This window comes from Pseudoalteromonas sp. MSK9-3, assembly GCF_003590335.1.
Lineage (GTDB): Bacteria > Pseudomonadota > Gammaproteobacteria > Enterobacterales > Alteromonadaceae > Pseudoalteromonas.
Map to the genome: position 1 here is coordinate 213,352 of NZ_MIET01000011.1, position 25,388 is coordinate 238,739.

A 25,388-nucleotide genomic window follows, 5' to 3' on the forward strand; every position below is an offset into this window, starting at 1 on the left:
AGGAAGCTTCAGTCGAAAAATTACTACTGGATCATCTTCTTCGTAAATTGAAAACACATACACGTAAATTCTATAGTAAGTTTTGAATCAATAATGTTAGCTTTAAACTTTGCGTTCAATGAGCAAGCTGATGCCAATCGAACCGATAAAAAAAGCACAAAATCGATTAAAAAGTTGTTTCATATTAGGTTTTGAAAACCAATTGCGAAGGTAAACGCCGAAAATGGCATATACAGAAATAGCAAGGAATTCTAAGAGTAAGAAAGTCGCACCTAAAATGAAAAACTGAGACCCTGAACTTTGATTAGCATCAATAAATTGCGGTAAAAATGCTGTAAATATTAAAATAGCCTTTGGATTACCTGCTGCTAATAAGAACTCCTGTTTGGCAAGCAGGTATATACTATTGTTATGCTCTTTTTGCTCTTCAACTTCTGAAGTTTTCGAATTCCATAATTTAAAAGCAACCCAAAATAAATAAACAGCACCTATGATTTTTATTGTTAAGAAAATAGTTTCTGAAGCGTAAAGCACAGTTGCTAACCCTGTAGCCGCTAAAAAAATCATTACAACAAATGCAAAAATTCGTCCTATCCCTGCTCCAACAGCATACTTGAAGCCATAACGTTGCGCATTAGCCATAGAAAGTAAATTGTTAGGTCCTGGTATCATGTTTAAAGCAAAGCATGCAGGTATAAATAAAACCAATATTAAGAAATCCACGTGCAGAATGATCCTTTAAAACTAACGAGCCTGTCGAATTACTCGTTTTAATTTATTTTTATTTATTGATGCCTAACCTTAGCTGAGTTCCTATTTTGATTCAATTGTTTACTGTTTTTTCACTCTTATTTTCACTCTTATTTTCATTAGCTTAATAATTGATGAGTTTAATAGTTGATACCGGCGTTTTTCAAGGTAGTTGTCGCCTGAGCTGTTAAGCTGCTTCTTTTTTGTTCTCTGGATTTAACTCCACATCACTGATCTCATCCCAATTCCTGGTGTGCTTTGACCAGCGGTTAGCATTCTTTTCTTTCGCTTTTTTATATAACTCACGGCGCTTTGCCAATATCGCTCTATCTTCCCCATTATGACGTTGCCCGGGTGTCACGAACTTGATACGACTATGCCTATGTACGTTGTTGTACCAATTCGTGAAGCCTTTCACCCAGGTTCTTGCATCTTCAAGGTGCTTAAAACCTTCACTTGGCCAACGGTGGCTATATTTAACCGTGCGAAACAGAGATTCCGAATATGGATTATCATTGCTGACGCCTGGACGGCTTCGAAAGCCTATTATCCCCATTTCAAGCATCTTCGCCTGCATCGTCAGGCACTTCATCGGACTGCCGTTATCTGAGTGCAATACGACATTTTGTTTAACGCATTTCTCAGCCCAGAGTGTACGTTCAAGTAATTCCGCAGCATATTCTCCTGATTCACTATCATGAACTTCCCAACCCACAATTTTACGGCTGAAGATGTCGATTATCATGTAGAGATAGAAGAAGCGACCAATTACTGTTGAAGGGCAGTAGCTGATATCCCAAGTCCAAACTTGGTTTGGCCCTGTCGCCGTATATCCCCTAGGCTTAGCTCGGCTATTCTTAGGCTTTGCTTTACCTCGATGAGTCAATTGGTCATTGGCTTTCAACACACGATAAAAGCTTGATTCAGATGCGAGATACTGCCCGTTATCTGCCAGCATTGGCACTATCTGGCTCGGCCCTAAATTGGCGTATTCCTCTTGGTTGCTGATATCTAATATTGCTTGCTGCTCTTCCTCTGTAAGCTTGTTTTTCGGCTCTGGCCTTTTCGCTGTTGGTCTTTTATCAGCGATGATTTCACCCTGTTCTTGCCAACGCTGTAACGTCCGTATAGGCAAACCTATTTCTTCACAAGCTTTCTCTTTTCTTGCACCTGAGTTCACGGCATCATCAATCAAAGATGCGTAATGCAGCCTATCTGAGTGTGAAGTTAACTGTCCTCGTCTTCCCCCCAGTAGGTATTTAACTTTTTTCTTAGCACCAATAATGCCGCGGTTTCAGCAAGGGCTGCATCTTTACGTTTAAGCTCTTTTTCTAGCTCTTTGATCCGCTTACGATCGGCTTTTCGCTCTTGGGTTAATTGCTTACGCTGCTGGGCTTGTGTCTGATTACCTTCAATACAGCTTTGCCTCCATTCTTTAACTTGCTCAGGGTAAAGTCCTTTTTCACGGCAATACTCACTTAACTCAATTTCGCTCAATGCTGCCGTTTCTAAAACAATTGAGAACTTCTGCTCTGGTGACCAACCATCTAAACTATTACTCTGTGTCAAACTAGACCCTACTTTTAAATACTTATCTCGCCATGAATACAAAGTCGATAAGTTGATACTTTCCTGCTTTGCGAATTGACCTAATGATAAGCCACTTTCAACCAGCTTTCTAATAACTGCTTGTTTATGATCTTCTGGATAATGCTTCACTCATAACTAACTTACCGCTCCCTGTTTTATTTTATGAAAAACTGAGGCGACAACTATCCTGACACAGGGGGATACCCATTTGAAATTATCATTTTTGCATGTGTCAGGAAGGTGATTGCAATGAGGCATCCATCATAGTAAGCAAGGAATTTACAAACCCCTCTAAAGCCCTGAGTGGCAAATGGAATACGGCCCTTGAGGTTAAACAGGTTTCAATTGCTAAATCAGAATAGTAATTTGAACGACCACGGCCCCCGTGTTTTTCGGTATTTTGCCACTTTGGGATGGCACTCTCACTTAGCCAAATATTGATGTTACTGCGTTGAACTAAAGCACGATTGTACTGTGACCAATTCCTAATTTTCTTCTTCATTTCGCATCATGGGTTAAGACATTTAATGATCTGATCGGGCCTTGTTGATCAAATAGCTAACTCCTAATCAACTTCTCAGTTTTAACTCTGTTGCTGATATTTGGGCATACCTAGCCCAGTCATTTTATTTATTGCCTTCACTTTAATCATCGTTTCTGTATGCTGACTATTGAATTGACGACTTTTTAGCTTATCACCCATTAATTGTTTAAAACGATACATCGCTGTCTCAGCAAGTGAACGAAGATGGTACCCTGAATTCACTTTCCACTGCGATAACCCAATTTGGTGTATCATAAATACAGCATTGTTTCTGGGGTGTCCTTCTTCCCAGTATTGGGCATTGTCTCTTGGCGGTACCCGCATAATCGCACCTTTTGCTGCGACCTCCTCATAGCAACTTCGTGTGTCATATGCTCCATCACCTGTGACTCTGTCTATATTCCTACGCAGTGGCCTGATTAAATCGGCAAGGGCTTCTCCGTCTGACACATTGACCATCGACAGCTCAGCACCCACAATATCGTGACTTGTCGCATCTACGGCCAAGTGCAGTTTTCGCCAAGTTCGGCGCTTAGACGCTCGATGTTTTCGCGTATGCCATTCACCATTTCCATACACTTTAAGGCCTGTGCTATCGACTACGATATCTATAAAGCCTTTGCTTGCGCTCTTTCTATATTGCACATCAAGTGTTTTACTGCGTTTGCATAAACAGCTATAACCCGGTGATTGCAATGAGGCATCCATCATAGTGAGCAAGGAATTTACAAACCCCTCTAAAGCTCTAAGTGGCAAATGGAATACGGCCCTTAAGGTTAAACAGGTTTCAATTGCTAAATCAGAATAGTAATTTGAACGGCCACGGCCCCCATGTTTTTCGGTATTTTGCCACTTTGAGATGGCACTCTCACTTAGCCAAATATTGATGTTACCGCGTTGAACTAAAGCACGGTTGTACTGTGACCAATTCCTAATTTTCTTCTTCATTTCGCATCATGGTTTAAGGCATTTAATGATCTGATCACACCAAATCAAAGAAGTTCAACTATTTAGGAAACAACGCCATCTGATCGCACCAAACCAAAGAAGTTCAATTATTTAGGAAACAACGCCCTGCAATAGCTACCGATGAGTATTTTAGTTATTTTATCATTATCAAACCCTTCTTATTTATAAATACTTAAAGTTATTAAGCATCTTGACGATAATAAATCTAAAGGAACAAATCCAATGAACTATTTCATATTAGATTCAAAATTGAAAACGACTGGATTTATATTAAATTACTAATATTAAGATGTAATAATCAAGGATAAATTTATGGATATAAAATCTTCATTGCAAAAGTCACAACATGACTTAGTCAATAATAATGCAGCTTTAGCAAAAGCAAAATCCACTACCATCGAGGCGCAACCCCCAGTTGAAAAGCTCAACGCAGCCCCCGCATCGATTGAACATACGCCAGTCGCAAGCGACGAAGAAATAAAAAGATTTCAACAAGAGGCGTATGAATATAATGTTAAAAACTTTGACGTACAGGATAAAACACAAGCTGCTTTTGCCACAACTCTAAACGAGTTTGAAAAATTTAAAGGTGCACAGTCGACTTTACACCCCAATATAGATTTAAACTCTCTCGATCTTGCTCAAAAAGAGGATGGCACGCTGCAATTGGTCGGTGGAAACATAACTGACGCACTTCGTGCTGGTCTGGAAACGCAAATAAATGCAAATGACGAGCTGAAAAGCGCTTATAAACAAGTGCATGAAGGTATGGCTGATATCATTCGTTACTTTGATGTCAACAGTAATCCCGAAGCTAAAGACTTTTACGGTAAATTTAGGTTAAATGAACTAAGTAACAGCTTTGAGAAACAATTTCACGACGACGGTTTTGGCCAAGATTATAATACGTTAGAAGAAAAGGTATTAAGCAACTCTTTACTATTCTCTTATAAAATGGCTGATGCAATAAACCCAAGAATAAATATATCAGTATAAAATTGCGCGGAACAAATAGCTAACTACCAATCGATCTCTCAGTTTTAACTCTGTTGAGAGTTGGTGTGATTTATGCTGCGGGAGCTTTCTATTTGCTTTTAGTGGCGTAAATTGTCGCAAGCCTATTTTATCGGCTTATCTTTCGCGCTTAAGCCACCCCTGTATTACTCAGTACGTTTTATCCTGCCATTAGATCTAATTTTCGCTGATTTATCAATGATATTTTCACTACGCATTCACTTTGCTAGCCCGAACACTTAAGCAGGTTAACGCGTTGATTAAATTCAGCAAGCTCTGCTGCTAACTCGTTCATGCTAATTTCATTGTCTCTTCACTTGAATTAACTATTTCGTTAAATCGTAAGATCCCTGTTTTGCATACTTCACAAGACCACTGGGGGGATGGTGACGCTGCCTCTGCCTTTTCGTTTTAGTAATAAGTGACATCTATTCAAAAGTGAAGGCTGGAAGTCGTGTCACAATCGATTTACGTTGGGTGTCTTCTAAATTGTCTTCTTGGACTGAGCCGCTACCTGCTCGGTGTGTCAGAGTTGGTGTGTTATTTATGCTATGGGAATTTACTTTTAGTGGCGTAACTTGTCTTATGTCAATTTTATCGGCTTGTCTTTCGTGATTAAGCCGTCCCTGCATTACTCAGTACGTTTTATCCTGCCATTAGAGCTAATTTTCGCTGATTTCTCAATGATATTTCCACCACGCACGCTCTTTTTTAGCCCGAACACTTAAGCAGTGTTAACGCGTTGATTTAATATTGAAACGTGAATGCAGGGTTGTCATGTCACAATCAATTTACACTGGGTGTCTTCTAAATTGCTTCTTTCAGCGCTATGGATAAGTATCATTTCTAACTTTTCTTAAGTTTTGACAAATAATCAATTTATGTTGGGTGTCTTTGTAAATTTTTATTTTTATCTAGTTTTTATACCTGGTGCACTTAAAACTTGAATTCGGGTGATTAAATAATGCTCTCAAACTTTAATTTAGCAATCAAATTTACTGAAAAATAATCGTAACTCTTCGACACTAAATAAAACAGGCTCACCACTTGCCTTATCTTGCACTTTAAATCCTTTATTGTGTTGCTTAACTAATGATTCCCATAAGTACAAGTCCTTACTATTTTTTTGTTTCTCTAGTCGATACACTAGATAATATACTTGCCTATAACAACGATATGCCGCTTGATAAACGTAATCCTCCTTAATTTCGTTACTATCTTTAAAAATAGAGTTACCAAAAAATTCAATGACAGGGCTATTAAATTTAAGCTCCAAAGCTCCACGAACAAATCCTTCGAAGTTTTCATGTTTTGGAGTCCTCATAAACTCTATACAATTGTTAACATCATACTCTTGCATTTTAGTTAATGCTTCTATTTTGCAATCCTTTTCTACATTAATGGTAATTGAGTCGACCCCCTCATCAGCTGAAAGCGCGCTCACTTTCACCAGTAAAAATAACAATATAATCATAAGTCTCATAAAACTCTCATATCTCTGCGGCGTAAACTTCAAAAACTGGCCATTTCCTTTATGCGTATAAGAGGCATCTGATTGCAAATAAATAATATTAGTCGGCGCATATACGGTTACTTTTAATTCATTAGACATCAATTGTGCAAAAAGACTAGAGCCGAGTGCCCCTGTATAGCATGCGTATAATTTAATTGGGGTGCCTGGCTGCCACCCGTTTTCTTCTAGTCTGAGTTGTAGAGCATAACTCGAATCAATTTACGTTGGGTGTCTTCGAAAATTTACTTCGAATCGCCTATATATCCCACATAGTACTTATATTTTTATAACTACCTCATTCGCGCCAGTTTCATTGTCTCTTCACTTGAATTAACTATTCCGTTAAATCGTAAGATCCCTGTTTTGCATACTTCACAAGACCAGTGTGGGGATGGTGACGCTGCATCTGCCTTTTTCTTTTTATTAATAAGTGACATCTATTCAAAAGTGAATGCAGGAAGTCGTGTCACAATCGATTTACGTTGGGTGTCTTCTAAATTGTAACATCGACAGACGAAGTAAACGAATTTGTCTATTGATTTAGAATTAACCGTCACTGTATAAAAATGGGCAAAAAGAACACTAATGCCTATTAACAGAGTTAAGGCTCATATGTATTAGTTTTCAAAGTTCTCATACGTCCCAAGCCAATTTTTGTGCTCAGGATATTTTTGCATATAAGCCTTTAAGTCCGCCTTTGGGGCATACTTAAAATACAAACCGAAATAGTCGACTAAGTAATCTTCACCTTTACCCATTCGCCAAAACATATCTGTTGGGTGGTAATCAGGAAATTTAATCCATGGTGGTTCAGGTGGATTAATTTTTAATTCATTCTCGTAACGTTCTTTGAGCATATTTTCCCACGAGGCTTTATGCTCAAGATACTTGTGCCATTGCTCATCAGTTAAGTCGTTTGGTTTATCATTTGCCATTGTGACCATTGATACAAAAATCAAATTGAAAAATAATGCTCGAATCATACTCATAGAAAACTAACGCCGCAAATAAACGGCAAAAATTAGTTGGCCTATAATTTGTGAGGGACGAACAAAGCCAACTGTTTTTTGTCCGCACTTTTTAATTTGCCTTGTTATACTGCAGTAAACTTACTCAAGCTGACTGACTTTTTCATTTGCACCACCTCCTGGTGAAGATGGCGGTAACTTGGTGTCATTGTCGGTAAAGATGAAAATTAAAATACCGATTGATGCTATAAACGGTATTACCCAAATAATAACAATTTGAGCAATCTTTTGTGCTTTCTCAAAGGATAAAGATTTGGCGACTAAAAACGTTACAATGACATTTAAAACAACTGCAACGATCAGAGCTATTTCTAAGTAATTATCTTCCACAAATCACTCCAATATCAGGGCCAGTATAACTATTTAGTATTTATGCCACACGTTGTTTGTGCTGCATAATCGCTTGTTGGACTGAGCCGCTGCCTGCTCGGTGTGTCAGAGTTGGTGTTATTTATGCTACGGGAGCTTGCTATTTGCTTTTAGTGGCGCGACTTGTCTCGAGCCTATTTTATCGGCTTGTCTTTCGCGCTTAAGCTATCCCTGCATTACTCAGTACGTTTTATCTTGTCATTAGAGCTAATTTTCGCTGCTTTATCAATCATATTTTCACCACACACGTTCTTTTCTAGCCCAAATACTTAAGCAGGTTACCGCGTTAAACCAAAGTACGATTTTACTGTGACCAATTCCTCATTTTCTTCTTCATTTCAAGACGTGGGTTAATACACTTAATGATCTGCTTGCAAACAAAATAAAGAAGTTCGATGAATTAGTAGCAACGCCCAACCAGTATGGCAATTTGAACTTTGAAAACCCTTTAAGCCATTATCATGCGGTGTTAAAATTGGCGCACTTTAATCAAACCTGTAATACAGAGCGCCACTTGGACAGTAAAACGTATATTCCTGAAGCATTTATCGACGACGTAAAAACGTACCTTCCTACTCACCTAACACTCGACGATTTTTTGCAAGCCTGCAAAAGCCCGCTCAGGCGTTCGGTCAGAGTGAATACGTTAAAAATGTCTGTCAGTGATTTTAAAAGCTACTGCGCTGTGCATGATTGGTCCATTGAGCCTGTGCCTTGGTGCGACAGCGGCTTCTGGCTTACTCGCTCTGAAACAGAAGAACAAAACCTCCCTATCGGTAATACCGAGCTGCACTTGAGTGGATGTATTTATGTACAAGAGGCCAGTTCGATGCTGCCACCTGTTGCGCTAAAACACGCCCTTGAAGACAGTGACACTGTGTTAGATATGGCCTCAGCACCGGGCTCTAAAACGTCACAGTTAAGCGCCATGATGGATAACAAAGGCGTACTCATTGCCAATGAACTGTCTTCATCACGCCTTAAAGTACTGGCTGCTAACATGAAGCGCATGGGAATAGCCAATTGTGCGCTCTCCCATTTCGATGCAGCGATATTCGGCGATTACATGTATGAATGCTTCGATAGTATTTTACTTGACGCCCCTTGCTCTGGTGAAGGTACTGTTCGAAAAGATGCAGACGCACTCAAAAACTGGTCTATCGAGTCTAATATTGATATTGCAGATGTTCAAAAAAAGCTTATCCGTAGCGCATTTATGGCACTGAAACCGGGAGGTACATTAGTATATTCAACTTGCACACTCACGCCGCTAGAAAACCAGCAAGTGTGTGACGAGTTGTTAAACGCATTCCCTGACGCCATAAAAACAGATGATTTATCCTCTCTTTTTCCTGATGCTGCTAGAGCAACTACCGCAGAAGGCTACTTACACGTTTGGCCACAAATTTACGACAGTGAAGGCTTTTTCATTGCGCGCTTTATTAAAACCGCGTCAGTAGAAAATACAGCACAAAAAACTAAAAAAGGCAGTTTTCCGTTCACCGTAAGTGAGAAAAAACTACAGCAGCAATTTTTTGACCTCGCAAAAAAACAATTTGGCATAGAGCAAACCATCTCAGGGCAACTTATGAGCCGCGATAAAGAGCTGTGGCTTTTCCCTGACGGATTTCACAACGTCGAAAATAAAATTAAGTATTCCCGCATGGGGATTCAAGTTGGCACAACCCATAAAAACGGCATTCGATTAGAGCATGAATTTGCAACAGCGCTAGGCCAATTAGCAAGTAAAAATAGCTATGCTATGTCTCAAAATGAAGCCAAAGATTATTTCAACGGTAAGGATATTCGCCTTAATTCACCGGTAAATGTAACTGGCGAGGTGATCTTAACCTTGTGTGGCGCGCCTGTTGGTCTTGGCAAATGGCAAAAGCAAAAAATTAAGAATAGCCTACCACGAGATCTTGTTAGTGATAGCCAGTTGATAACTTGGGTATAACTTGAATATATCTTTTCTGCTTTTTTAGAATATTTATTTATATATAATATAAGCAATTGTAATAAATAAACTTTAAATATATTGCGGTTGTTTGTAAGTTTTATGAAAAGTTAACTACACTTAAGTTACTTTCTACTTCTCCCTTACAGTTGAAAGGTGTTTTTAAGTAACGCTTTGGCTCCATTGGAGCTATCCCCTAAGCCCAGAGCAAGCGAGTGCACTGGGCCTTTTTTTGTGTAAAAACTAAAAAATAATTACGTTTGTTACATTAATTTGCTTTCTGTCGGCAAATTGGTCGTAAAAAGCGCAGCATTGCATTTAAACCAACAGAGGTACTCCTCACATCAGTTGATGAAGGATAAGGTCCACCATGATTCATTGAGGGGCACACTTCGACACCCGTTGGCATTTGATTTTCAATAATGCGCCCTACTTTATATTCGAGTGCTTCAATTAACACCTCGGCTTTACGCAGGTCGGCTGAAGTACCATGCACCGATGCGGTGAGTTGTCCATCAAGGGACTCGACCAATGCCAGTAGTTGAGCGGGCTTATCATAGGTGACAATCATGGCCATTGGACCAAATACTTCTTTATGCAGTGCTTTATTGTGCAAGAATGTGTCTATATCTGTGGTAAACAAATGTGCATTAGCATGATGCGGCTCACTGAGTGCACCTTCAGCCAACAACGTCACCTCATCTGACTGTTTTAGTTCTGCAATGCTCTGCTTAAAACTCGATAAGATATTTGGCGACAGCAAGGTATCAGACTGGCTCGCTTTAATATGCTCTGCGGCCTGCGCTATAAACGCCGAACTTGCCGCCGGTACTAGCCATAAGCCCGGGCTGGTACAAAACTGTCCGTTACCCATTAACAATGCTTGGCAAAGCTGACTTGCCAAAGAGTCACTGGTGTGTGCTATTTGCTCTTTAAATAAAAATTGCGGGTTAATACTGCCAAGCTCTCCGTAGAAAGGGATCCGCTCTTGACGCGTGCCTATGGTCTCTAATAATTTTTGAGCCACCGAGAACGAGCCTGTAAAACCGATTGCTTTGACCTGTGGTGCAGCAACCAATTGATGAGCTATGTCATATCGCTTTGCCTGGATCATAGAAAACACCCCTTGTGGCATATCACACTTCTCAATGGCTAGGCTAATGGCACGTGCCATTAGCTCGCTTGTTAGCGGGTGTGCAGTATGGCTTTTTGTTATAACGCTGCAACCAGCTGCTAACGCGGCAGCGGTGTCTCCACCAAGTGTGGAAAACGCATATGGAAAATTTGATGCGCCAAACACCCCAACCACACCCAGGGGGATGTAATCAAGTTCAGTATGCGGCTTAGGCAGTGGTGAACGCTCAGGTTCTGGAGTATCTGTACAGCCAAAATTGGCAATGCTCTTTTGGCTACCCTCTAAAGCTTGAGCAAACGCCCGTAATTGCGCCATTGTTCGAGCTCGCTCACCTTCAAGCCGTGCCACTGGCAAATTTGTTTCTTGATGTGTTGTATCTATTAATAGGCTACCAAGCGCTTCTATTTCATCTGCAATTGCATGTAAAAACTCAGCCCTTTGCTGGTAACTGGTTTTTCGATATACCTTAAATGCCCTGTCAGCCTCTGCAATCGCATGCTCCAGCATATCTGAACTCGCCTCATATACCGGCGTTTCTAAAGGCAAATTCAGCTTTGGTGAAAAGCCATAAAATGTTTCTGCCTGTTCTGCTATTTGCCATGAACCGGCAATAAGACTTGCTCCAGTAACTTGCATGTTACCTCCACTCAATTTAGTTGATTTATAAAACTTGAAAGCCGAATGCGTATGGGTCATCATCGTCAACACAAATGTTGCTTGTGCCTGTCATTTTTGACCAACCGCGTATACTGGGTTGAATCGCAGCATTGCCTGCCACTTCGGTTACCCCTTCTATGCGCCCAACGAATTGACTGCCAATAAAGCTTTCGTGAACAAAATCATCGTTGACTTGCAACTGCCCTTTAGCAAACAACTGCGCCATTCTGGCGCTGGTACCTGTGCCACAAGGCGAACGATCAATTGCCTTATCACCATAAAACACCGCGTTGGCAGCATGAGAATTGGGGTGCGTTGGTTTACCCGTCCAAAGTACATGAGATGCACCATGAACTGTGGCGTTTTCTGGGTGTACGCAGTCTACTGTTTGATTAACTGCATCACGTACTTGAGGGCTAAACAATAAAATATCACTGGCATTCCACTGTTCTATTCCGGGGAAGTTCTGCTGCGGCTCTACAATAATGTAAAAATTGCCTCCATAGGCAATATCAACGCGTAAACCACCAATGCCAGGTACTTCAATATCGATATTCTCATATGCCAAAAACGCGGGAACATTAAATAACTTAACCCATTCAACTCGGTTTCCCTGCTTTGCATAGTGAGCATTGACTCGACCTGCGGGAGTATCTACTTTGATCCGCCCTTCTTGCTCGGGATGCAATAAACCCGCTTGTAATGCAAACGTCAACGTACCAATTAAACCATGGCCACACATGGGTAGGCACCCTGATGTTTCAACAAATAACACACTTAGATCCCCATCAACTGTCGTTGGCGGGTAAATAAATGCCCCAGACATCATGTCGTGACCACGCGGTTCAAACATTAAAGCTTGACGGATCCAATCAAAGTTAGCCATAAAATGTTGACGCTTCTCACTCATCGTGGACCCCTTTAAAACAGGGTGTCCACTGGTGATCAAGCGCACAGGGTTGCCACATGTGTGGCCATCAATACATGAAAACGTCCCTCTGCGCATGGTATTAATCCAAATTGAACTTTGATAGGTCAATACGACTCGTCATTGCATCATCATAGAGTGCACGGACCATGGCTTTTTCACTCTCTGGTAACGCTAATCTAGGCGAGCGCGTTACTTCAGAGCCACGGCCAGCCAATGATTCAGCATATTTAATACATTGAACAAGTGTTGGGATTGTGTCTAAACGCAATAGTGGTAAAAACCAGCGCCAGATCTCTTTTGCTTCTTCATAACGGCCTTGACGTGCAAGCTCATAAATAGCGACCGACTCTTTTGGAAACACATTAGTTAAACCCGAGATCCACCCTGTCGCTCCCAACATCAAGCTTTCAAGTGCAATATCATCAACGCCACCAAATATAATGAACCGATCACCAAAGGCGCTTTGCAGCTCAGTAATACGACGCGTATCTTCCGTGGCTTCTTTTACAGCAACAATATTGCTTTCTTGCGCCAGTACCTTCATACCTTCTATCGAAACATCAACACCATACGTGATCGGATTATTGTAAATCATCACAGGCAATGACATAGAGCGAGCGATTTGTTGATAATGATGAATGGCTTCACGCTCTGTAGAACGGTATACCATACCAGGGAGTACCATTAAGCCATCAATGCCTAATTGCTCTGCATCTTGACAAAACTCAATCGCAAACTGGGTGGTTGTTTCGGCAACGCCTGTTAGTAACGGTACTCTGCCCGCTACACGCTCTTTAGCTGCCTTTAACACCGCACGTTTTTCTTGTTGACTCAAAGAGCAATTTTCTCCAACCGTGCCCAAAACAATAACACCGTGAACACCTTCATTGATCAAAGCGTCAATCATATTAAGCGTGGTATCAAAATTAATGCTGTTGTCATCGTTAAATTGTGTCGTGACTGCTGGGTAAACCCCTTGCCAAAGTGTGGTCATGATCTTTCCTCTGTTGGTTTTTATGTTTACCATCTTAAGTATATTGTATACAATAATCAATATCCAAATTAGATAAATCATATCCTAAAAAAATAAGAGCCATAAAAACACCTGAAAGAATACAATTAAGATGCTGATATAACTCTTATTTTTTATAACTCAACAATTTGAAAAAACGTATGCAATGTGTCGTTTAGCAAGATGCAATCAGCTAAAAGCAGTGTGTTATTACAGTAATAGATAGGAAAATTGCATGTCCAATCAAGTAAACATCGCAGTCATTGGGGCCGGTATTGTGGGCCTATGTACCGCCAAAAAATTGCAAGATCAGGGATATTCCGTCACCATATTTGACCAACAAGGTATTGCACAAAAATGCTCAAAAGGTAACGCGGGGCATTTCGCTACCGAGCAAGTCTTTCCTTTAGCGCAAGCCAGTTTACTGACTAAAATCCCCAGTATGCTATTTAGTCAAAATGGGCCATTAAAAATAGATTGGCGTTACTTACACTGTGCTTTACCTTGGTTTTGGAAGTTTATTACCAATATGCGTTCAGCCAAGCTCATAGCAAATACCAAAGCCCTCAAGGCGTTAAATTTTTCGGCCCTATTAGCTTATCAATCACTACTGGGGAGAAAAGATTTTGCGAAATTAATTACGCTTAATGGGAGTTTACTCACCTTTGAAGATACCACGCGCAGTGATATCAATAAGCTCTACCAAAAATACAAACGCCAAGGCGTTGCGGTAAAATGGCTTTCGGGCAATGAAATATTTTCATTAGAACCCAGTCTAAATAGACAAATAAAAAATGCGCTTTTATTTACCGATGTCGGCCACAGCGTAGATCCTTATGCATTGTGCCAACATATTTATAAACGCTTTAGTGCTGCAGGCGGAAAATTTCAACAAAGTGAGGTGTGTGAAGTTACCACAAGCGATGATACTGTAACGCTAACATGCACTGATCAAAGCGGCGCGCAGTTCGACAAAGTCATCGTGTGCACTGGCGCATGGAGTAAGCAACTATCCCATCAGCTCGGCTTTGATGTGCCGCTAGATACCGAGCGAGGGTATCATGCTATGATCAAACAGCAGACTTCTCTGTCGCGCCCAGTTGCATCTGCTGAACGTCAGTTTATTATAACGCCTATGTCCAGCGGCTTGCGCGTGGCAGGTACGGTAGAATTTGCAGGCCTAGATGCGCCAGAAAACCATCAGCGTACCGATGTATTAATGGAGCATGCTGCGGCACTCTTACCAAGTATTGACAATACCCCTGCAAGTGAAACTTGGATGGGCTGTAGACCTTCTTTACCTGACTCACTGCCGGTGATAGGCCGAAGCCCACATCACCGCAATGTTTATTTTGGTTTTGGCCACCAGCATCTAGGATTAACGCAAGCCGCTATCACCGCTGAATTATTAGCACAACTGTGTAATAGTGAAGTACCAAGTTTAGATTTAACCCCCTATCGAATTGATAGATTTTAGGAGATGTTATGACAACAATCGGTGTCGGCATACAAAGCCAACAACAAGCGCTAGATGCGCTTACCAATATGACCGAAAATGTGCAAGCTATTAGTTATGATGAATACTTGCAGCGTATTGAGCATGCGCAAACTTATATGAAACAACACAACATTGCCGCAATCTATCTTAATGCGGGAACGAATCTTACCTATTTTACAGGCATGAAGTGGTATGCAAGCGAGCGAATGGTTGGTGCAATTTTACCTGCCGAAGGCGTAGTACAGTTTATTGCCCCTACCTTTGAAGTAGGTACATTACTTGATTATCAGGTGGTCAAAGGTCCTATCCACACATGGCAAGAACATGAAAGTCCATATAAATTATTTGCCACAGTATTAGTAGAGCTTGGCATTACTGACAAATCAGTCATTGGAATAGATGAAAGCACTGCTTTTTTCATTTTTGATGGTATTCGTCAAGCAGCCCCACAGCATACATGGGTAAATGCGGATCAAGTCACCGCTTATTGTCGTATGCACAAATCGGTGCATGAACTGAGCTTAATTCAGTGCGCAATGGACATGACTTTAGCGGTACATCAAGCTACGGCCAGCATGTTGCATGAGGGAATAACCACGACCGAAGTAGAAGCCTTTATCAATGCCGCTCATAAAAAAGTTGGCGCCACTGGTAACTACTTTTGCATCGTATTATTTGGTGAAGCCTCTTCTTTTCCCCATGGTGTTAAAGAGCCGCAAACCCTTAAACAAGGGGACGTAGTATTAGTTGATACAGGGTGCAAAGTTGAGGGCTATTTATCAGATATCACGCGAACCTATGTATTTGGTACCCCCTCACAGCGACAACGCACCATGTGGCAACATGAAAAAAATGCCCAAGTTGCCGCTTTCAACGCCGCTCAAATCGGTAAACCGTGTGGTGCAGTAGATGATGCCGCTCGTAACTACCTAACTTCTGTCGGCCTTGGCCCTGACTATAATGTACCTGGATGCCCTCATAGAACAGGCCATGGTATTGGCCTTGATATTCATGAGTGGCCTTATTTAGTGCGCAATAACCCTCAACCACTGCAAGCTGGTATGTGCTTCAGCAATGAACCTATGCTGGTTATCCCTGATGAATTTGGCATCCGCTTAGAAGATCATTTTTATATGACAGAAGCCGGCCCACGCTGGTTTACACAGCCCAGCTACTCTATTGATGACCCATTTGGCCTCAACACTTAGCCCATACATCTAATTCACATCTTTACATTCTAAAAGCGCTGACAAAATTAGCGCTTTCTTTTTCCATCACAAAAATATACGATACATATATAAACCATATATGGAGTATATACACATGGGTATTGTTAAAATATCAGATGAACTTCACGAAGAATTAAGAAACACCTCGCAGGTCATGTCACGGTCTATTAATGCCCAAGCCGAGTTTTGGATAAAAATTGGCAAGTTGGCAGAGCATAACCCAAACAAAAATTTCGCTGAATTGATCCAAGCAGAATTACAAAAACAAGTACACAGTGAGACCGATGTAAATGACTGACGTTTCAATTAAAAACGCGCAACAAATTGCATTAATGCGCGCCTCTGGTAAGTTACTCGCACAAGTTTTTGTTATGCTTGATAACTATGTCCAGCCTGGTCTCTCTACCATGGAGATAAACGACACAGTTGAGCGCTTTATTGTTGATGAGTTAAATGCCCGACCAGCCTCCAAAGGTCAATATGGGTATCAATATGTATTAAATTGTTCCATTAATGACGTGGTATGTCATGGCGTACCGAGTAAAAGTCAAATCATCAAATCCAGTGATATTATTAACCTTGATATTACGCTTGAAAAAAATGGATACATTACCGACTCTAGCAAAATGTATGTAATGCCTGACGCAAGTTTAGAAGCAAGAAAGCTCGTCAATGACACAACTGAAGCCATGTATAGTGCCATTAAATTGGTAAAGCCAGGCATACGATTAGGTGATATTGGGCATGCTATTCAGAGTTTTGCGCATAAAAAAGGCTACAGTGTAGTGCGTGAATACTGCGGCCATGGCATTGGTACTGAGATGCATGAAGCACCCAATGTACTTCACTATGGAAAACCTAATACTGGCATGCAACTAAAGCAAGGTATGACCTTCACCATTGAGCCTATGATCAATCAAGGCAGTGCGAAAATAAAGACCAAAAAAGATGGCTGGACCGTTGTAACCAAAGACAAAAAACTATCAGCTCAAGCTGAGCATACTATTTTAGTCACTGAAACAGGGTTTGAAGTGCTCACATTACGCCCAGAAGAAATACGTACTTTTCAGAACGAATTATCAACCTCTTCTCGATGACTTGACAGTGAATGCATTAGAGCGGATATAAGTCCATTATATCCCCTGCTGAATTACATTTTTATACAACATAGCGTAGCGTCACCGCTCATTTTCTCCTTACTCATGTGTAATTCACCCTAAAAATTCATCACCTAGCGGCATCACAGTAAATTACGGATATTTGTCCTCGATACTCATACTCAACGGTGTTAAATATAATAATACTATCTAGAAATGTGTGGGTAATTACAGATAAGTTATGAACGTAGAACAAGATTTAGCGAAACTTCGTCGTTTAAATAGCATGGTTAATGGGCCACTTAAGCTCATTATCAGTGAAGTGTTGGCAATAACACCACTGGTTATTGACTGGATCAATGTACAAACCAGTGGCTCTGCAGTCTGCCGATACAAAGCCGACAATGTTCGGCAATATGAAGTCCGTTACCAATTTGGTAATATCGGCAACTTAGTGCACGAATTAACCCACGTCGCTGTGAATGAGTCTTATAATCTCGATTTTATCAACTACCCTAACAGAACTTCAATTGATCTGCCGGATAGAGAACTTGATATACTTGGTCGCTGCAAGAATGAAGATTTACGACAAACAAAGCAAATGAGTCAAAGTATGAATACAGCAAAAAGTGACATACTTATGCGCATTAAAGGCTGGACCGATGCATCAACAGAACTGTCACCAGCACAAAAATCGAATATATCAAACAAACTCATCTACGGTATGATAAACCCTCACAAAGAAAGTGACACAGTATTGAATCAAATTTTAGTGTGGTTATTTGAATGGGGCTTCCCAGTCACAGGGCAATATATCAATAAGCCAGTTGTAAACGCACTATATGAAGAGCTTAGCACCGCTGTAAAAACGGCTCACTTAGAGCGAAAAAATAGCAGGCTGCGCAACAAAATAAGGGAAAAATAGAATGACTAGCTAGGTATGCCCAAATATTGAAAACATAGGTAAAACTGATTAATAGATTGGTAGTTAACTATTTTATCAAACAAGGCCTGAGCCAATTTAAGCACTAACAATCTGAGACAAAAAAGCCGGCATTTGGCCGGCTTTAAATTCAATAATATGGTGCTTTATCTTACCTTAGCATCAATTTCCACTAAGTCAGTTAAATGGCATGTTTCACTTGAGTGCGTTTTAATACCATGCTCACCAAAATAATCACGCTGTGCTTGCACTAAATGACCATTACTTGGCGTGCTTAACGTTGCGATATACGTTTGTGTTGATGACAACACCGGAAATGCTAAACCACTTGAAACTGCCAGCCCCGTTACTTTACGTAATGCTGACATCTCTGTTTGTAAGCCGTCAATAAACTCAACGCCTTGTGCTACATCATCAAGGTAATCAGCACGGATAATACATCCAGCACGCCATGTCTGAAGTGTTTTAGCCAAGTCTACTTTCCATTGATGGGCACGTGATGCACCTTTAATTAAAGCTAACCCCTGACGGTAACAAAGTAAACTCGCCAAATAGAATGCTTGCTTTAATTCATCAAGATCAACATCGATATTGATGGTATCTTTGGCAGCATAGGTCATTTCTTTTGCCGCATGTGTATCAATCGTATTGGTCAAATGACGCGCTTGTACTGCGGCAACAAGCGATGGTACAGCAATACCAAGCTCTAATGCGTTCTGAGCAGTCCAAAGGCCAGTGCCTTTTGCACCCACTTTATTATCGATTAAATCGACTAGTGATTCATTTTTCGCCGTCTCTAAACGTAAAATATGACTAGAGATTGATAAGAGGTAGCTATTCAGCGTACCTTCTGACCAAGACTCGAATACCTCTGCTACTTCTTTAGGTGAACGACCCGTGCCATGGCGCAGTAACTGATACATTTCAGCAATGAGCTGCATCAAGGCATACTCAATGCCATTGTGTACCATTTTTACAAAATGACCACTGGCAGACTGACCTACACGCGCAAAACATGAATCACCATTATAACTGGCTGCAACTTTTTCAAACCATGGCTCGACACGCTCCCAGCCACCTTCTGATCCACTTGCCATCATAGCTGGGCCATGACGTGCACCTTCTGCTCCACCAGAAATACCCATGGTAGCGAATTCAAATTTATTCTGATATTTTAATTTACGAGTAATACCATCTTTATAGTTGCTGTTTCCACAATCAACGATGATATCTTCTTTCGCCACACCCGCTTCGACCAAATCACCACACACACGATCAACTAATTCACCGGCAGGAACCAGTAGTAAAATTGAACGAGGTGTTTCTAAACGTCTGACCATATCACCGAGATCTGAAACTATGTGTAAGCGCTCTGCCATGCCCAAAGATTGAGCGCAGCTAAGTAACTCAGCACCTGCGTCAGGGTTTCTATCATAGGCAACTAACGTTAACCCCTTTTCAATTAGGTTTAATGCTAGGTTTTTCCCCATCACGCCTAAACCAACTAATGCAACTTGCATTTAGTTTCCTCCTCGGTAACTACAAAATTGTGAGTAATCTATTACTTCGCGCCGCATTATACCCTAGCCGCTCTAAGAAGCCAGTGCATCACAGCGTATAACTAGCAAAGTCAGGCTAAATGTCCTTGCTAAACAGCTTTTTTTTCACTAGACACTTCTATGCGGTGTTTATTTAAGCAAACGCAATTGAACACGGTGCTGAAAATACTCTAAGATATTCACCAAAAGCCTCACCTTCGTACTTAAAACACACAGATGTTAACTAGCATAGTGTCAATATCAGAGATTGACCAACACTGACACCGGTGTCATAATGATGTAATACAGATCATATAATTTAATCCAAGTGTAAAAAAGAGTTTGAGACCAAATCTTTATACACATGATCTTTCTCATATGATGCATACGACGTTTTGTTTTGTAGCAAGGCAAAGCAGGTATCATCAATAGGTATGAATTTAAACAACCCTATAAATAGTAGGTCGACAGGAGATCCTGATGCTTAGACGCACAAAAATTGTAGCAACCCTTGGACCGGCAACAGACCGTGATAACAATTTAGAAAAAATTATCCGAGCGGGTGCAAATGTTGTAAGACTTAACTTCTCCCATGGCGTAGCGCAAGATCATAAAGACAGAGCTGAAGCGGTTCGTAAAATAGCCAAAGACCTGGGTAAACATGTTGCCATTCTAGCTGATTTACAAGGCCCAAAAATTCGCGTATCAACTTTTAAAGAAGGCAAAGTAACGCTAGATGTAGGTGCTAAATTTACACTTGATGCCGATATGGAGTTAGGCCAAGGTACCGCTGAAGCAGTCGGTATCGATTATAAAGAGTTACCACAAGATGTTAAATCTGGCGACCTATTACTATTAAATGATGGCCTTATTCAACTTACCGTTGATTCAATCGATGGTAACCTAGTCCATACCACAGTGACTGTCGGTGGTGTATTGTCTAATAATAAAGGCATCAACCGCTTAGGTGGCGGCTTAACCGCACCAGCATTTACAGACAAAGATAAAGAAGACTTAATAACCGCAGCTGAAATCGATGTAGACTACATTGCTGTGTCATTCCCTCGCAGTGGTGACGACATGCGTTACGTCCGCTCTTTGGCAGAAAAAGCAGGGTCAAATGCGCAATTACTTGCAAAGATTGAACGTGCTGAAGCTGTTGAAACACAAGCAGATGTAGACGATATTGTCCTTGCTTCTGATGCAGTCATGGTAGCACGTGGTGACTTAGGTGTTGAAATTGGCGATGCTGCACTGGTTGGTAAACAAAAGCTGATCATTAGCCGCGCTCGTTCATTAAACCGCACCGTTGTAACTGCGACGCAAATGATGGAGTCGATGATCGACAACCCAATGCCAACACGTGCTGAAGTAATGGACGTAGCAAACGCAGTTCTTGATGGTACCGATGCAGTTATGCTATCAGCTGAAACAGCTGCCGGCGACTACCCTGAAGAAACCGTTGCAACGATGGCACGTGTTTGTTTAGGCGCTGAATCGCAACCAGAAATTCATGTGTCAAAACACCGTTTAGACAGCATGTTCTCTGATACCTCAGAAACCCTTGCTTTATCAGCAATGTATGCAGCAAACCATTTAGATAGCGTTAAAGCAATTGTGGCACTGACTGAGTCTGGTAAAACCGCGAAACTCATGTCTCGTATTAGTTCGGGTTTACCAATCTATTCATTATCACGTCACGCCAGTACATTAGGCCAGACCGCACTATATCGCGGTGTATACCCGGTGTATTTTGACTCAACGACATGCTCTGACCAAACTATGGTACGTGATGCATTAGCAACGTTAGTTGAAGCGGGTTCGCTAGAAAAAGGCGATACCGTCATTCTAACGCACGGCGACGCGATGGAAACAGTGGGTGCAACGAATACAATGAAAATTGTTACTGTATAAATAACCCCGTTTGGGCGGCTTAATTCAAAGCTGCCCTTATTAGCTCGCTAAAGCGGCTTTGACCTTATCTCGATAACTTCGGCTCACTTTTAATTCTTGGCCATTATCTAACACTAATAAATATTCACCACTGCTTTGCGTCACCAACTTACTGATCTGTTTAGTATTTACAATTGCTGATCGATGCACACGAACAAACAAGGCAGGATCTAGCTCTTGTTCAAGCTCTTTCATCGTTTTACGCAAGATATGTGTTTGACCATCACTACAGTGTAAGCACATATAATCACCCGCAGCATCGACCCACTGAATGGTTGCAGTAGAAACGCGGACTATCTCGCCCTGCTCTTTTACGGCTATTGACTCAGGGTACTTTTTATCAACCAAGGTATCGCCTGTAGCGAGCTTTTTAAGGATCTCTTCACAGTTATTTCCTGTGATCCCCGCGACAAAGCTTGCGAGCTTTTTCTTATGCACATTGTCTTGCTGTGTTTTTAAATAACTTTGCACTTTTTCAACCGCCTGTTTTAATCTGTTGTCATCAACGGGTTTTAAAATGTAATCCAATGCGTGGATCTCAAATGCTTGCACAGCATATTGATCGAACGCAGTAACAAATACGATGGCAGGTAGTGGTTTAACACTTTCACTCAAAGCACGAGCAACCTCAAAACCATTCATCCCTGGCATTTGGATATCAAGAAAAACTAAATCTATATCATTTGTTTGGCACTGAGCGATAGCTTGCTCACCACCATTACACAATTCAACTACTTCTAACTCTGGAAATGATTTCAAACGAACCGCCAGACCTTTACGAGCCAATGGTTCATCATCAACAATCAATGTTCTAATCTTGCTCATTACTTCTTAGCCTTCTCAAAAGGAACCCGAATGTTTACTTTTAAACCATTGGGATCATTATGGGACAGTACAAACGAATAGTTATTTTCGTATAACGTTTTTAGTCTATCTATGGTGTTGGCAATGCCAACGCCTTGCGCGTTTTGTAAATGTCCATTTTTTAATTCTGCGCCGGGTCCATTGTCACCTACTTCTAACAATAGTTCATTGGCAAAAACTTGAGCTTTTATCTCTAACTTACCGCCCTCAACAAGGTGCGCTATTGCATACTTAATTGAATTTTCAATTAAGGGCTGTAGTATAAGGCTAGGTACTAATGCTTGTTTGGCTTCTTCGCTCACTTCTACATCAATACTTAACCTTTCATCAAAGCGCACTTTTTCTATTTCTAAATAAAGCATTAACGCATGTAATTCTTGTTCTAATGGGACCTTCTTTATTGGATCTGTATTTAAGGTATAACGTAAAAAGTCTGATAACCTTGATACCATTTGGTTTGCGTCTTTATTCTCTTCAACCAAAACCAACGTTGAAATAGCATTGAGGGTATTAAATAAAAAATGCGGGTTTAGTTGATAACGTAACATCTTTAGCTGCGCTTCGTGCGCCATTGTATTGGCTTTTAACGCTTTTTGACGTTCACTTTGCAGTAATTGATAGTACTTGATCCCAAAATACAGCCCGCTCCAACATAATACAATGTAAACTGAGTCTAGGCCTTGCTGAAAATAGTAGAACCATTCTGTAGGTCGATAGCCATGTCGATATATCTCCCACAAATTGAATTTTTGAATGACGGCCCACAATGTCCCTGTAAAATATGAGGCACCGAACACCACAAGAATAAGCACAACAGGTGACGCATTCCAGATGCGTCGATAAAGATACCTAAGTGGTACCGTTAATAAACACCCTGCATACGCGTTAAGCACGATCACAAAAACATAGATGTCTCGCATCTCAAACACTTTCGAGCCAATATAGTTAACCAAGGCATAGCCTAGCCAACCTGCTATTTGTAAAACCCAAAAAAATCGTTGTCGATTATCGACGAGTGCTTGCCAGTTCAACGGTATACTTAACTCCTATCATATTAATTTCATTATATATCAGTGACTACGTTTGGATCACTGCCGATGGTCTCAGAATTGTTACGACTCGACGCAAATAAAAAAGGCACCTAAGGTGCCTTTTTTACAACTATATTATTCGTTATGCCAATTTGTCTGACGCAACTTTGTATTTTGGATCTTCAATCACATTAACTTCAACCAAGTCATTCGCCTTATCAAGCAAGTCTTTGCAGTCTTGGCTTAAATGTCTTAAATGTAATTGCTTACCTGCTTTAGTGTATTTTTCAGCTAAATTATCAATGGCCTCTATCGCACTGTGATCTGATACGCGGCTATGCTTAAATTCAACAATGACATCTACAGGGTCATTTGCAACGTCGAATAACTCACCGAAATTTTTAACGGAACCAAAAAACAACGGGCCATGTAATTCATACACTTTAGAGCCTTGTTCATCAATATAGTTATTAGTATAAATATGTTTAGCATGTTCCCACGCAAACACCAATGCAGACACAATAACACCCACACAGACCGCAATTGCCAGATCGGTGATAACGGTTACCCCTGATACCAGCACAATGACAAATGCATCCGTCTTAGGGATACGTTTCATTAAGCGAAAACTCGACCACTCAAAAGTGCCCAGTACAACCATGAACATAACCCCCACCAATGCAGCTAATGGGATCATCTCGATAAGGCTTGCTGCGAACAAAATAAAGCCGAGTAATAAGAGTGCGGCTGTTATACCCGACAAACGACTACGTCCACCAGAATTAATGTTGATCATAGACTGGCCAATCATGGCACATCCACCCATAGCACCAAATACACCACAGGTCATATTGGCAGCACCCTGGCCAATACATTCACGGTTGCTATTACCACGAGTATCTGTAATTTCATCAATAAGAGTTAATGTAAGTAATGATTCAATCAAACCAATGGCTGCTAAAATTAACGCATACGGGAAAATAATTTTGAACGTTTCAAAATTAAACGGCACCATTGGAATATGAAATTCAGGGAAGCCACCAGCAATCGTTGCATTCACGTCGCCTGACATATCTTTTAAATAATCAAGCACGGTACGCGCTTCTAGGTCTAATCCAATCACTAAACCGGTTACAACCAATATTGCCGCTAATGACGACGGAATAGCTGTGGTTATCTTTGGTAGGAATTGAATTATCGCCATCGTTAATGCCACAAGCCCAGCCATAATAAGCAGTGGTGAACTATCCATCCATTGTAGCTGCCCATCTGCATCCATTACCTTAAACTGACCTAACTGCGCTAAGAAAATAACAATCGCCAAGCCATTTACAAAACCAAGCATAACGGGGTGAGGTACCATTCGAATGAATTTACCTAACTTAAAGACCCCTGCGAGTACTTGCAATATTCCCATCAAGAGCACCGTTGCAAACAGGTATTCAACCCCATGCTCCACAACCAAACTCACCATAACAACGGCTAGTGCACCCGTAGCACCAGAAATCATACCCGGACGACCACCAAATATTGAGGTAATTAAACCGACAATAAATGCAGCATATAAACCCACCAGTGGATCTACTTGTGCTACAAATGCGAAAGCGACAGCTTCTGGGACCAATGCTAATGCCACGGTCAAACCAGACAGTATGTCATTTTTAGCAGAGCTTGGCGCCTTGCCGATTAAATTAAACATTCATATCCTCTTGATTTACAACGAACAGAAAAGCGCTGGATTCTATCAAAATCCAGCGCTTTTAACA

At 41.0% G+C, this 25,388-nt stretch carries 22 protein-coding genes; 8 read left to right on the forward strand and 14 right to left on the reverse strand.

The window, feature by feature from the left end; all coding sequences use genetic code 11:
- Window positions 1-102: 102 nt before the first annotated feature.
- From BGP78_RS04750 to BGP78_RS04765, 4 genes are all read right to left on the reverse strand, one after another.
- A complete protein-coding gene (locus BGP78_RS04750; protein WP_119860334.1) occupies window positions 103-723 on the reverse strand; it encodes a LysE family translocator in 621 nt (206 codons plus the stop codon).
- A 214-nt stretch (window positions 724-937) separates the two neighbouring features.
- Window positions 938-2,469, reverse strand: a protein-coding gene (locus tag BGP78_RS04755; protein ID WP_404936035.1) for an IS3 family transposase whose coding sequence is annotated in 2 segments (ribosomal slippage) — window positions 938-2,013 and window positions 2,013-2,469 — 1,533 coding nt in all. Because the reading frame shifts where the segments join, the coding sequence is not laid out codon by codon here.
- Window positions 2,470-2,572: 103 nt separating this feature from the next.
- Window positions 2,573-2,842: a transposase gene (locus BGP78_RS04760; RefSeq protein WP_119860335.1), complete on the reverse strand. Its 270-nt coding sequence runs from the start codon at window positions 2,840-2,842 to the stop codon at window positions 2,573-2,575.
- An 81-nt stretch (window positions 2,843-2,923) separates the two neighbouring features.
- On the reverse strand, window positions 2,924-3,832 hold the full coding sequence (locus tag BGP78_RS04765; RefSeq protein WP_119860336.1) for an IS5 family transposase: 909 nt from the start codon (window positions 3,830-3,832) through the stop codon (window positions 2,924-2,926).
- A 333-nt stretch (window positions 3,833-4,165) separates the two neighbouring features.
- Here BGP78_RS04765 and BGP78_RS04770 point away from each other — a divergent pair, with 333 nt between their 5' ends.
- Window positions 4,166-4,849, forward strand: coding sequence for a hypothetical protein (locus BGP78_RS04770; RefSeq protein WP_119860337.1), 684 nt, complete (start codon window positions 4,166-4,168; stop codon window positions 4,847-4,849).
- Between the two features lie 1,000 nt (window positions 4,850-5,849).
- On the opposite strand, the gene BGP78_RS04775 is transcribed toward BGP78_RS04770, so the two are convergent.
- From BGP78_RS04775 to BGP78_RS04785, 3 genes are all read right to left on the reverse strand, one after another.
- Window positions 5,850-6,479: a hypothetical protein gene (locus tag BGP78_RS04775; RefSeq protein WP_119860338.1), complete on the reverse strand. Its 630-nt coding sequence runs from the start codon at window positions 6,477-6,479 to the stop codon at window positions 5,850-5,852.
- A gap of 518 nt (window positions 6,480-6,997) precedes the next feature.
- The gene (locus tag BGP78_RS04780; protein ID WP_119860425.1) at window positions 6,998-7,315 is read right to left on the reverse strand and encodes a hypothetical protein; all 318 of its coding nucleotides are present in this window, start codon (window positions 7,313-7,315) and stop codon (window positions 6,998-7,000) included.
- 174 nt (window positions 7,316-7,489) lie between these two features.
- Complete coding sequence (locus tag BGP78_RS04785; protein WP_119860339.1) at window positions 7,490-7,738, reverse strand: hypothetical protein; 249 nt, start codon at window positions 7,736-7,738, stop codon at window positions 7,490-7,492.
- Between the two features lie 553 nt (window positions 7,739-8,291).
- On the opposite strand from BGP78_RS04785, the gene rsmF reads away from it, so the two are divergent.
- On the forward strand, window positions 8,292-9,734 hold the full coding sequence (gene rsmF / locus BGP78_RS04790) for a 16S rRNA (cytosine(1407)-C(5))-methyltransferase RsmF (protein ID WP_119860426.1): 1,443 nt from the start codon (window positions 8,292-8,294) through the stop codon (window positions 9,732-9,734).
- A 268-nt stretch (window positions 9,735-10,002) separates the two neighbouring features.
- Here the strand turns inward: rsmF and BGP78_RS04795 are convergent, their stop codons facing one another.
- Genes BGP78_RS04795 through BGP78_RS04805 form a run of 3 tightly spaced genes read right to left on the reverse strand, consistent with a single transcriptional unit; the run spans window position 10,003 to window position 13,451 of the window.
- Entirely contained in the window at window positions 10,003-11,505 is a 1,503-nt protein-coding gene (locus BGP78_RS04795; protein ID WP_119860340.1) for an aldehyde dehydrogenase (NADP(+)), read from the reverse strand.
- Window positions 11,506-11,530: 25 nt separating this feature from the next.
- The gene (locus BGP78_RS04800) at window positions 11,531-12,532 is read right to left on the reverse strand and encodes a 4-hydroxyproline epimerase (protein WP_119860341.1); all 1,002 of its coding nucleotides are present in this window, start codon (window positions 12,530-12,532) and stop codon (window positions 11,531-11,533) included.
- Window positions 12,533-12,536: 4 nt separating this feature from the next.
- On the reverse strand, window positions 12,537-13,451 hold the full coding sequence (locus BGP78_RS04805) for a dihydrodipicolinate synthase family protein (protein WP_119860342.1): 915 nt from the start codon (window positions 13,449-13,451) through the stop codon (window positions 12,537-12,539).
- A 253-nt stretch (window positions 13,452-13,704) separates the two neighbouring features.
- Here BGP78_RS04805 and BGP78_RS04810 point away from each other — a divergent pair, with 253 nt between their 5' ends.
- The 5 genes from BGP78_RS04810 to BGP78_RS04830 all read left to right on the forward strand — a co-directional run bounded on the left by BGP78_RS04810 (window position 13,705) and on the right by BGP78_RS04830 (window position 18,218).
- Window positions 13,705-14,946 carry an FAD-binding oxidoreductase gene (locus BGP78_RS04810; protein ID WP_119860343.1) on the forward strand — a complete coding sequence of 414 codons (1,242 nt, stop codon included), beginning with the start codon at window positions 13,705-13,707 and terminating at the stop codon, window positions 14,944-14,946.
- A gap of 8 nt (window positions 14,947-14,954) precedes the next feature.
- On the forward strand, window positions 14,955-16,175 hold the full coding sequence (locus BGP78_RS04815; RefSeq protein WP_119860344.1) for a Xaa-Pro peptidase family protein: 1,221 nt from the start codon (window positions 14,955-14,957) through the stop codon (window positions 16,173-16,175).
- A gap of 115 nt (window positions 16,176-16,290) precedes the next feature.
- Window positions 16,291-16,494 (forward strand): ParD-like family protein, encoded by a 204-nt coding sequence (locus tag BGP78_RS04820; protein ID WP_119860345.1) that lies wholly within the window; start codon window positions 16,291-16,293, stop codon window positions 16,492-16,494.
- On the forward strand, window positions 16,487-17,293 hold the full coding sequence (map, locus tag BGP78_RS04825; RefSeq protein WP_119860346.1) for a type I methionyl aminopeptidase: 807 nt from the start codon (window positions 16,487-16,489) through the stop codon (window positions 17,291-17,293). Before BGP78_RS04820 ends, map begins: the two co-directional genes overlap by 8 nt.
- 241 nt (window positions 17,294-17,534) lie before the next feature.
- Entirely contained in the window at window positions 17,535-18,218 is a 684-nt protein-coding gene (locus tag BGP78_RS04830; RefSeq protein WP_119860347.1) for a hypothetical protein, read from the forward strand.
- 164 nt (window positions 18,219-18,382) lie between these two features.
- On the opposite strand, the gene gndA is transcribed toward BGP78_RS04830, so the two are convergent.
- Complete coding sequence (gene gndA / locus BGP78_RS04835; RefSeq protein WP_119860348.1) at window positions 18,383-19,756, reverse strand: NADP-dependent phosphogluconate dehydrogenase; 1,374 nt, start codon at window positions 19,754-19,756, stop codon at window positions 18,383-18,385.
- Between the two features lie 498 nt (window positions 19,757-20,254).
- Here gndA and pyk point away from each other — a divergent pair, with 498 nt between their 5' ends.
- Window positions 20,255-21,688 carry a pyruvate kinase gene (gene pyk / locus BGP78_RS04840; RefSeq protein WP_119860349.1) on the forward strand — a complete coding sequence of 478 codons (1,434 nt, stop codon included), beginning with the start codon at window positions 20,255-20,257 and terminating at the stop codon, window positions 21,686-21,688.
- A gap of 39 nt (window positions 21,689-21,727) precedes the next feature.
- On the opposite strand, the gene BGP78_RS04845 is transcribed toward pyk, so the two are convergent.
- The 3 genes from BGP78_RS04845 to BGP78_RS04855 form a co-directional block, all read right to left on the reverse strand.
- Window positions 21,728-22,552 (reverse strand): LytTR family DNA-binding domain-containing protein, encoded by an 825-nt coding sequence (locus BGP78_RS04845; RefSeq protein ID WP_119860350.1) that lies wholly within the window; start codon window positions 22,550-22,552, stop codon window positions 21,728-21,730.
- A complete protein-coding gene (locus tag BGP78_RS04850; protein WP_119860351.1) occupies window positions 22,552-23,622 on the reverse strand; it encodes a sensor histidine kinase in 1,071 nt (356 codons plus the stop codon). The genes BGP78_RS04845 and BGP78_RS04850 overlap by 1 nt, the downstream gene beginning before the upstream one ends.
- Window positions 23,623-23,764: 142 nt before the next feature.
- Window positions 23,765-25,321 carry a SulP family inorganic anion transporter gene (locus tag BGP78_RS04855; RefSeq protein WP_119860352.1) on the reverse strand — a complete coding sequence of 519 codons (1,557 nt, stop codon included), beginning with the start codon at window positions 25,319-25,321 and terminating at the stop codon, window positions 23,765-23,767.
- Window positions 25,322-25,388: the final 67 nt, after the last annotated feature.

Excerpts from the sequence above, each read along its gene's own strand:
- BGP78_RS04760 (WP_119860335.1), bottom strand. The coding sequence starts at position 2,842 with ATGAAGAAGAAAATTAGGAATTGGTCACAGTACAATCGTGCTTTAGTT.
- BGP78_RS04765 (WP_119860336.1), bottom strand. The coding sequence starts at position 3,832 with ATGAAGAAGAAAATTAGGAATTGGTCACAGTACAACCGTGCTTTAGTT.
- BGP78_RS04770 (WP_119860337.1), top strand. The coding sequence starts at position 4,166 with ATGGATATAAAATCTTCATTGCAAAAGTCACAACATGACTTAGTCAAT.
- BGP78_RS04775 (WP_119860338.1), bottom strand. The coding sequence starts at position 6,479 with ATGTCTAATGAATTAAAAGTAACCGTATATGCGCCGACTAATATTATT.
- BGP78_RS04780 (WP_119860425.1), bottom strand. The coding sequence starts at position 7,315 with ATGGCAAATGATAAACCAAACGACTTAACTGATGAGCAATGGCACAAG.
- BGP78_RS04795 (WP_119860340.1), bottom strand. The coding sequence starts at position 11,505 with ATGCAAGTTACTGGAGCAAGTCTTATTGCCGGTTCATGGCAAATAGCA.
- BGP78_RS04800 (WP_119860341.1), bottom strand. The coding sequence starts at position 12,532 with ATGCGCAGAGGGACGTTTTCATGTATTGATGGCCACACATGTGGCAAC.
- BGP78_RS04805 (WP_119860342.1), bottom strand. The coding sequence starts at position 13,451 with ATGACCACACTTTGGCAAGGGGTTTACCCAGCAGTCACGACACAATTT.
- BGP78_RS04810 (WP_119860343.1), top strand. The coding sequence starts at position 13,705 with ATGTCCAATCAAGTAAACATCGCAGTCATTGGGGCCGGTATTGTGGGC.
- BGP78_RS04815 (WP_119860344.1), top strand. The coding sequence starts at position 14,955 with ATGACAACAATCGGTGTCGGCATACAAAGCCAACAACAAGCGCTAGAT.
- BGP78_RS04820 (WP_119860345.1), top strand. The coding sequence starts at position 16,291 with ATGGGTATTGTTAAAATATCAGATGAACTTCACGAAGAATTAAGAAAC.
- map (WP_119860346.1), top strand. The coding sequence starts at position 16,487 with ATGACTGACGTTTCAATTAAAAACGCGCAACAAATTGCATTAATGCGC.
- BGP78_RS04830 (WP_119860347.1), top strand. The coding sequence starts at position 17,535 with ATGAACGTAGAACAAGATTTAGCGAAACTTCGTCGTTTAAATAGCATG.
- gndA (WP_119860348.1), bottom strand. The coding sequence starts at position 19,756 with ATGCAAGTTGCATTAGTTGGTTTAGGCGTGATGGGGAAAAACCTAGCA.
- pyk (WP_119860349.1), top strand. The coding sequence starts at position 20,255 with ATGCTTAGACGCACAAAAATTGTAGCAACCCTTGGACCGGCAACAGAC.
- BGP78_RS04845 (WP_119860350.1), bottom strand. The coding sequence starts at position 22,552 with ATGAGCAAGATTAGAACATTGATTGTTGATGATGAACCATTGGCTCGT.
- BGP78_RS04855 (WP_119860352.1), bottom strand. The coding sequence starts at position 25,321 with ATGTTTAATTTAATCGGCAAGGCGCCAAGCTCTGCTAAAAATGACATA.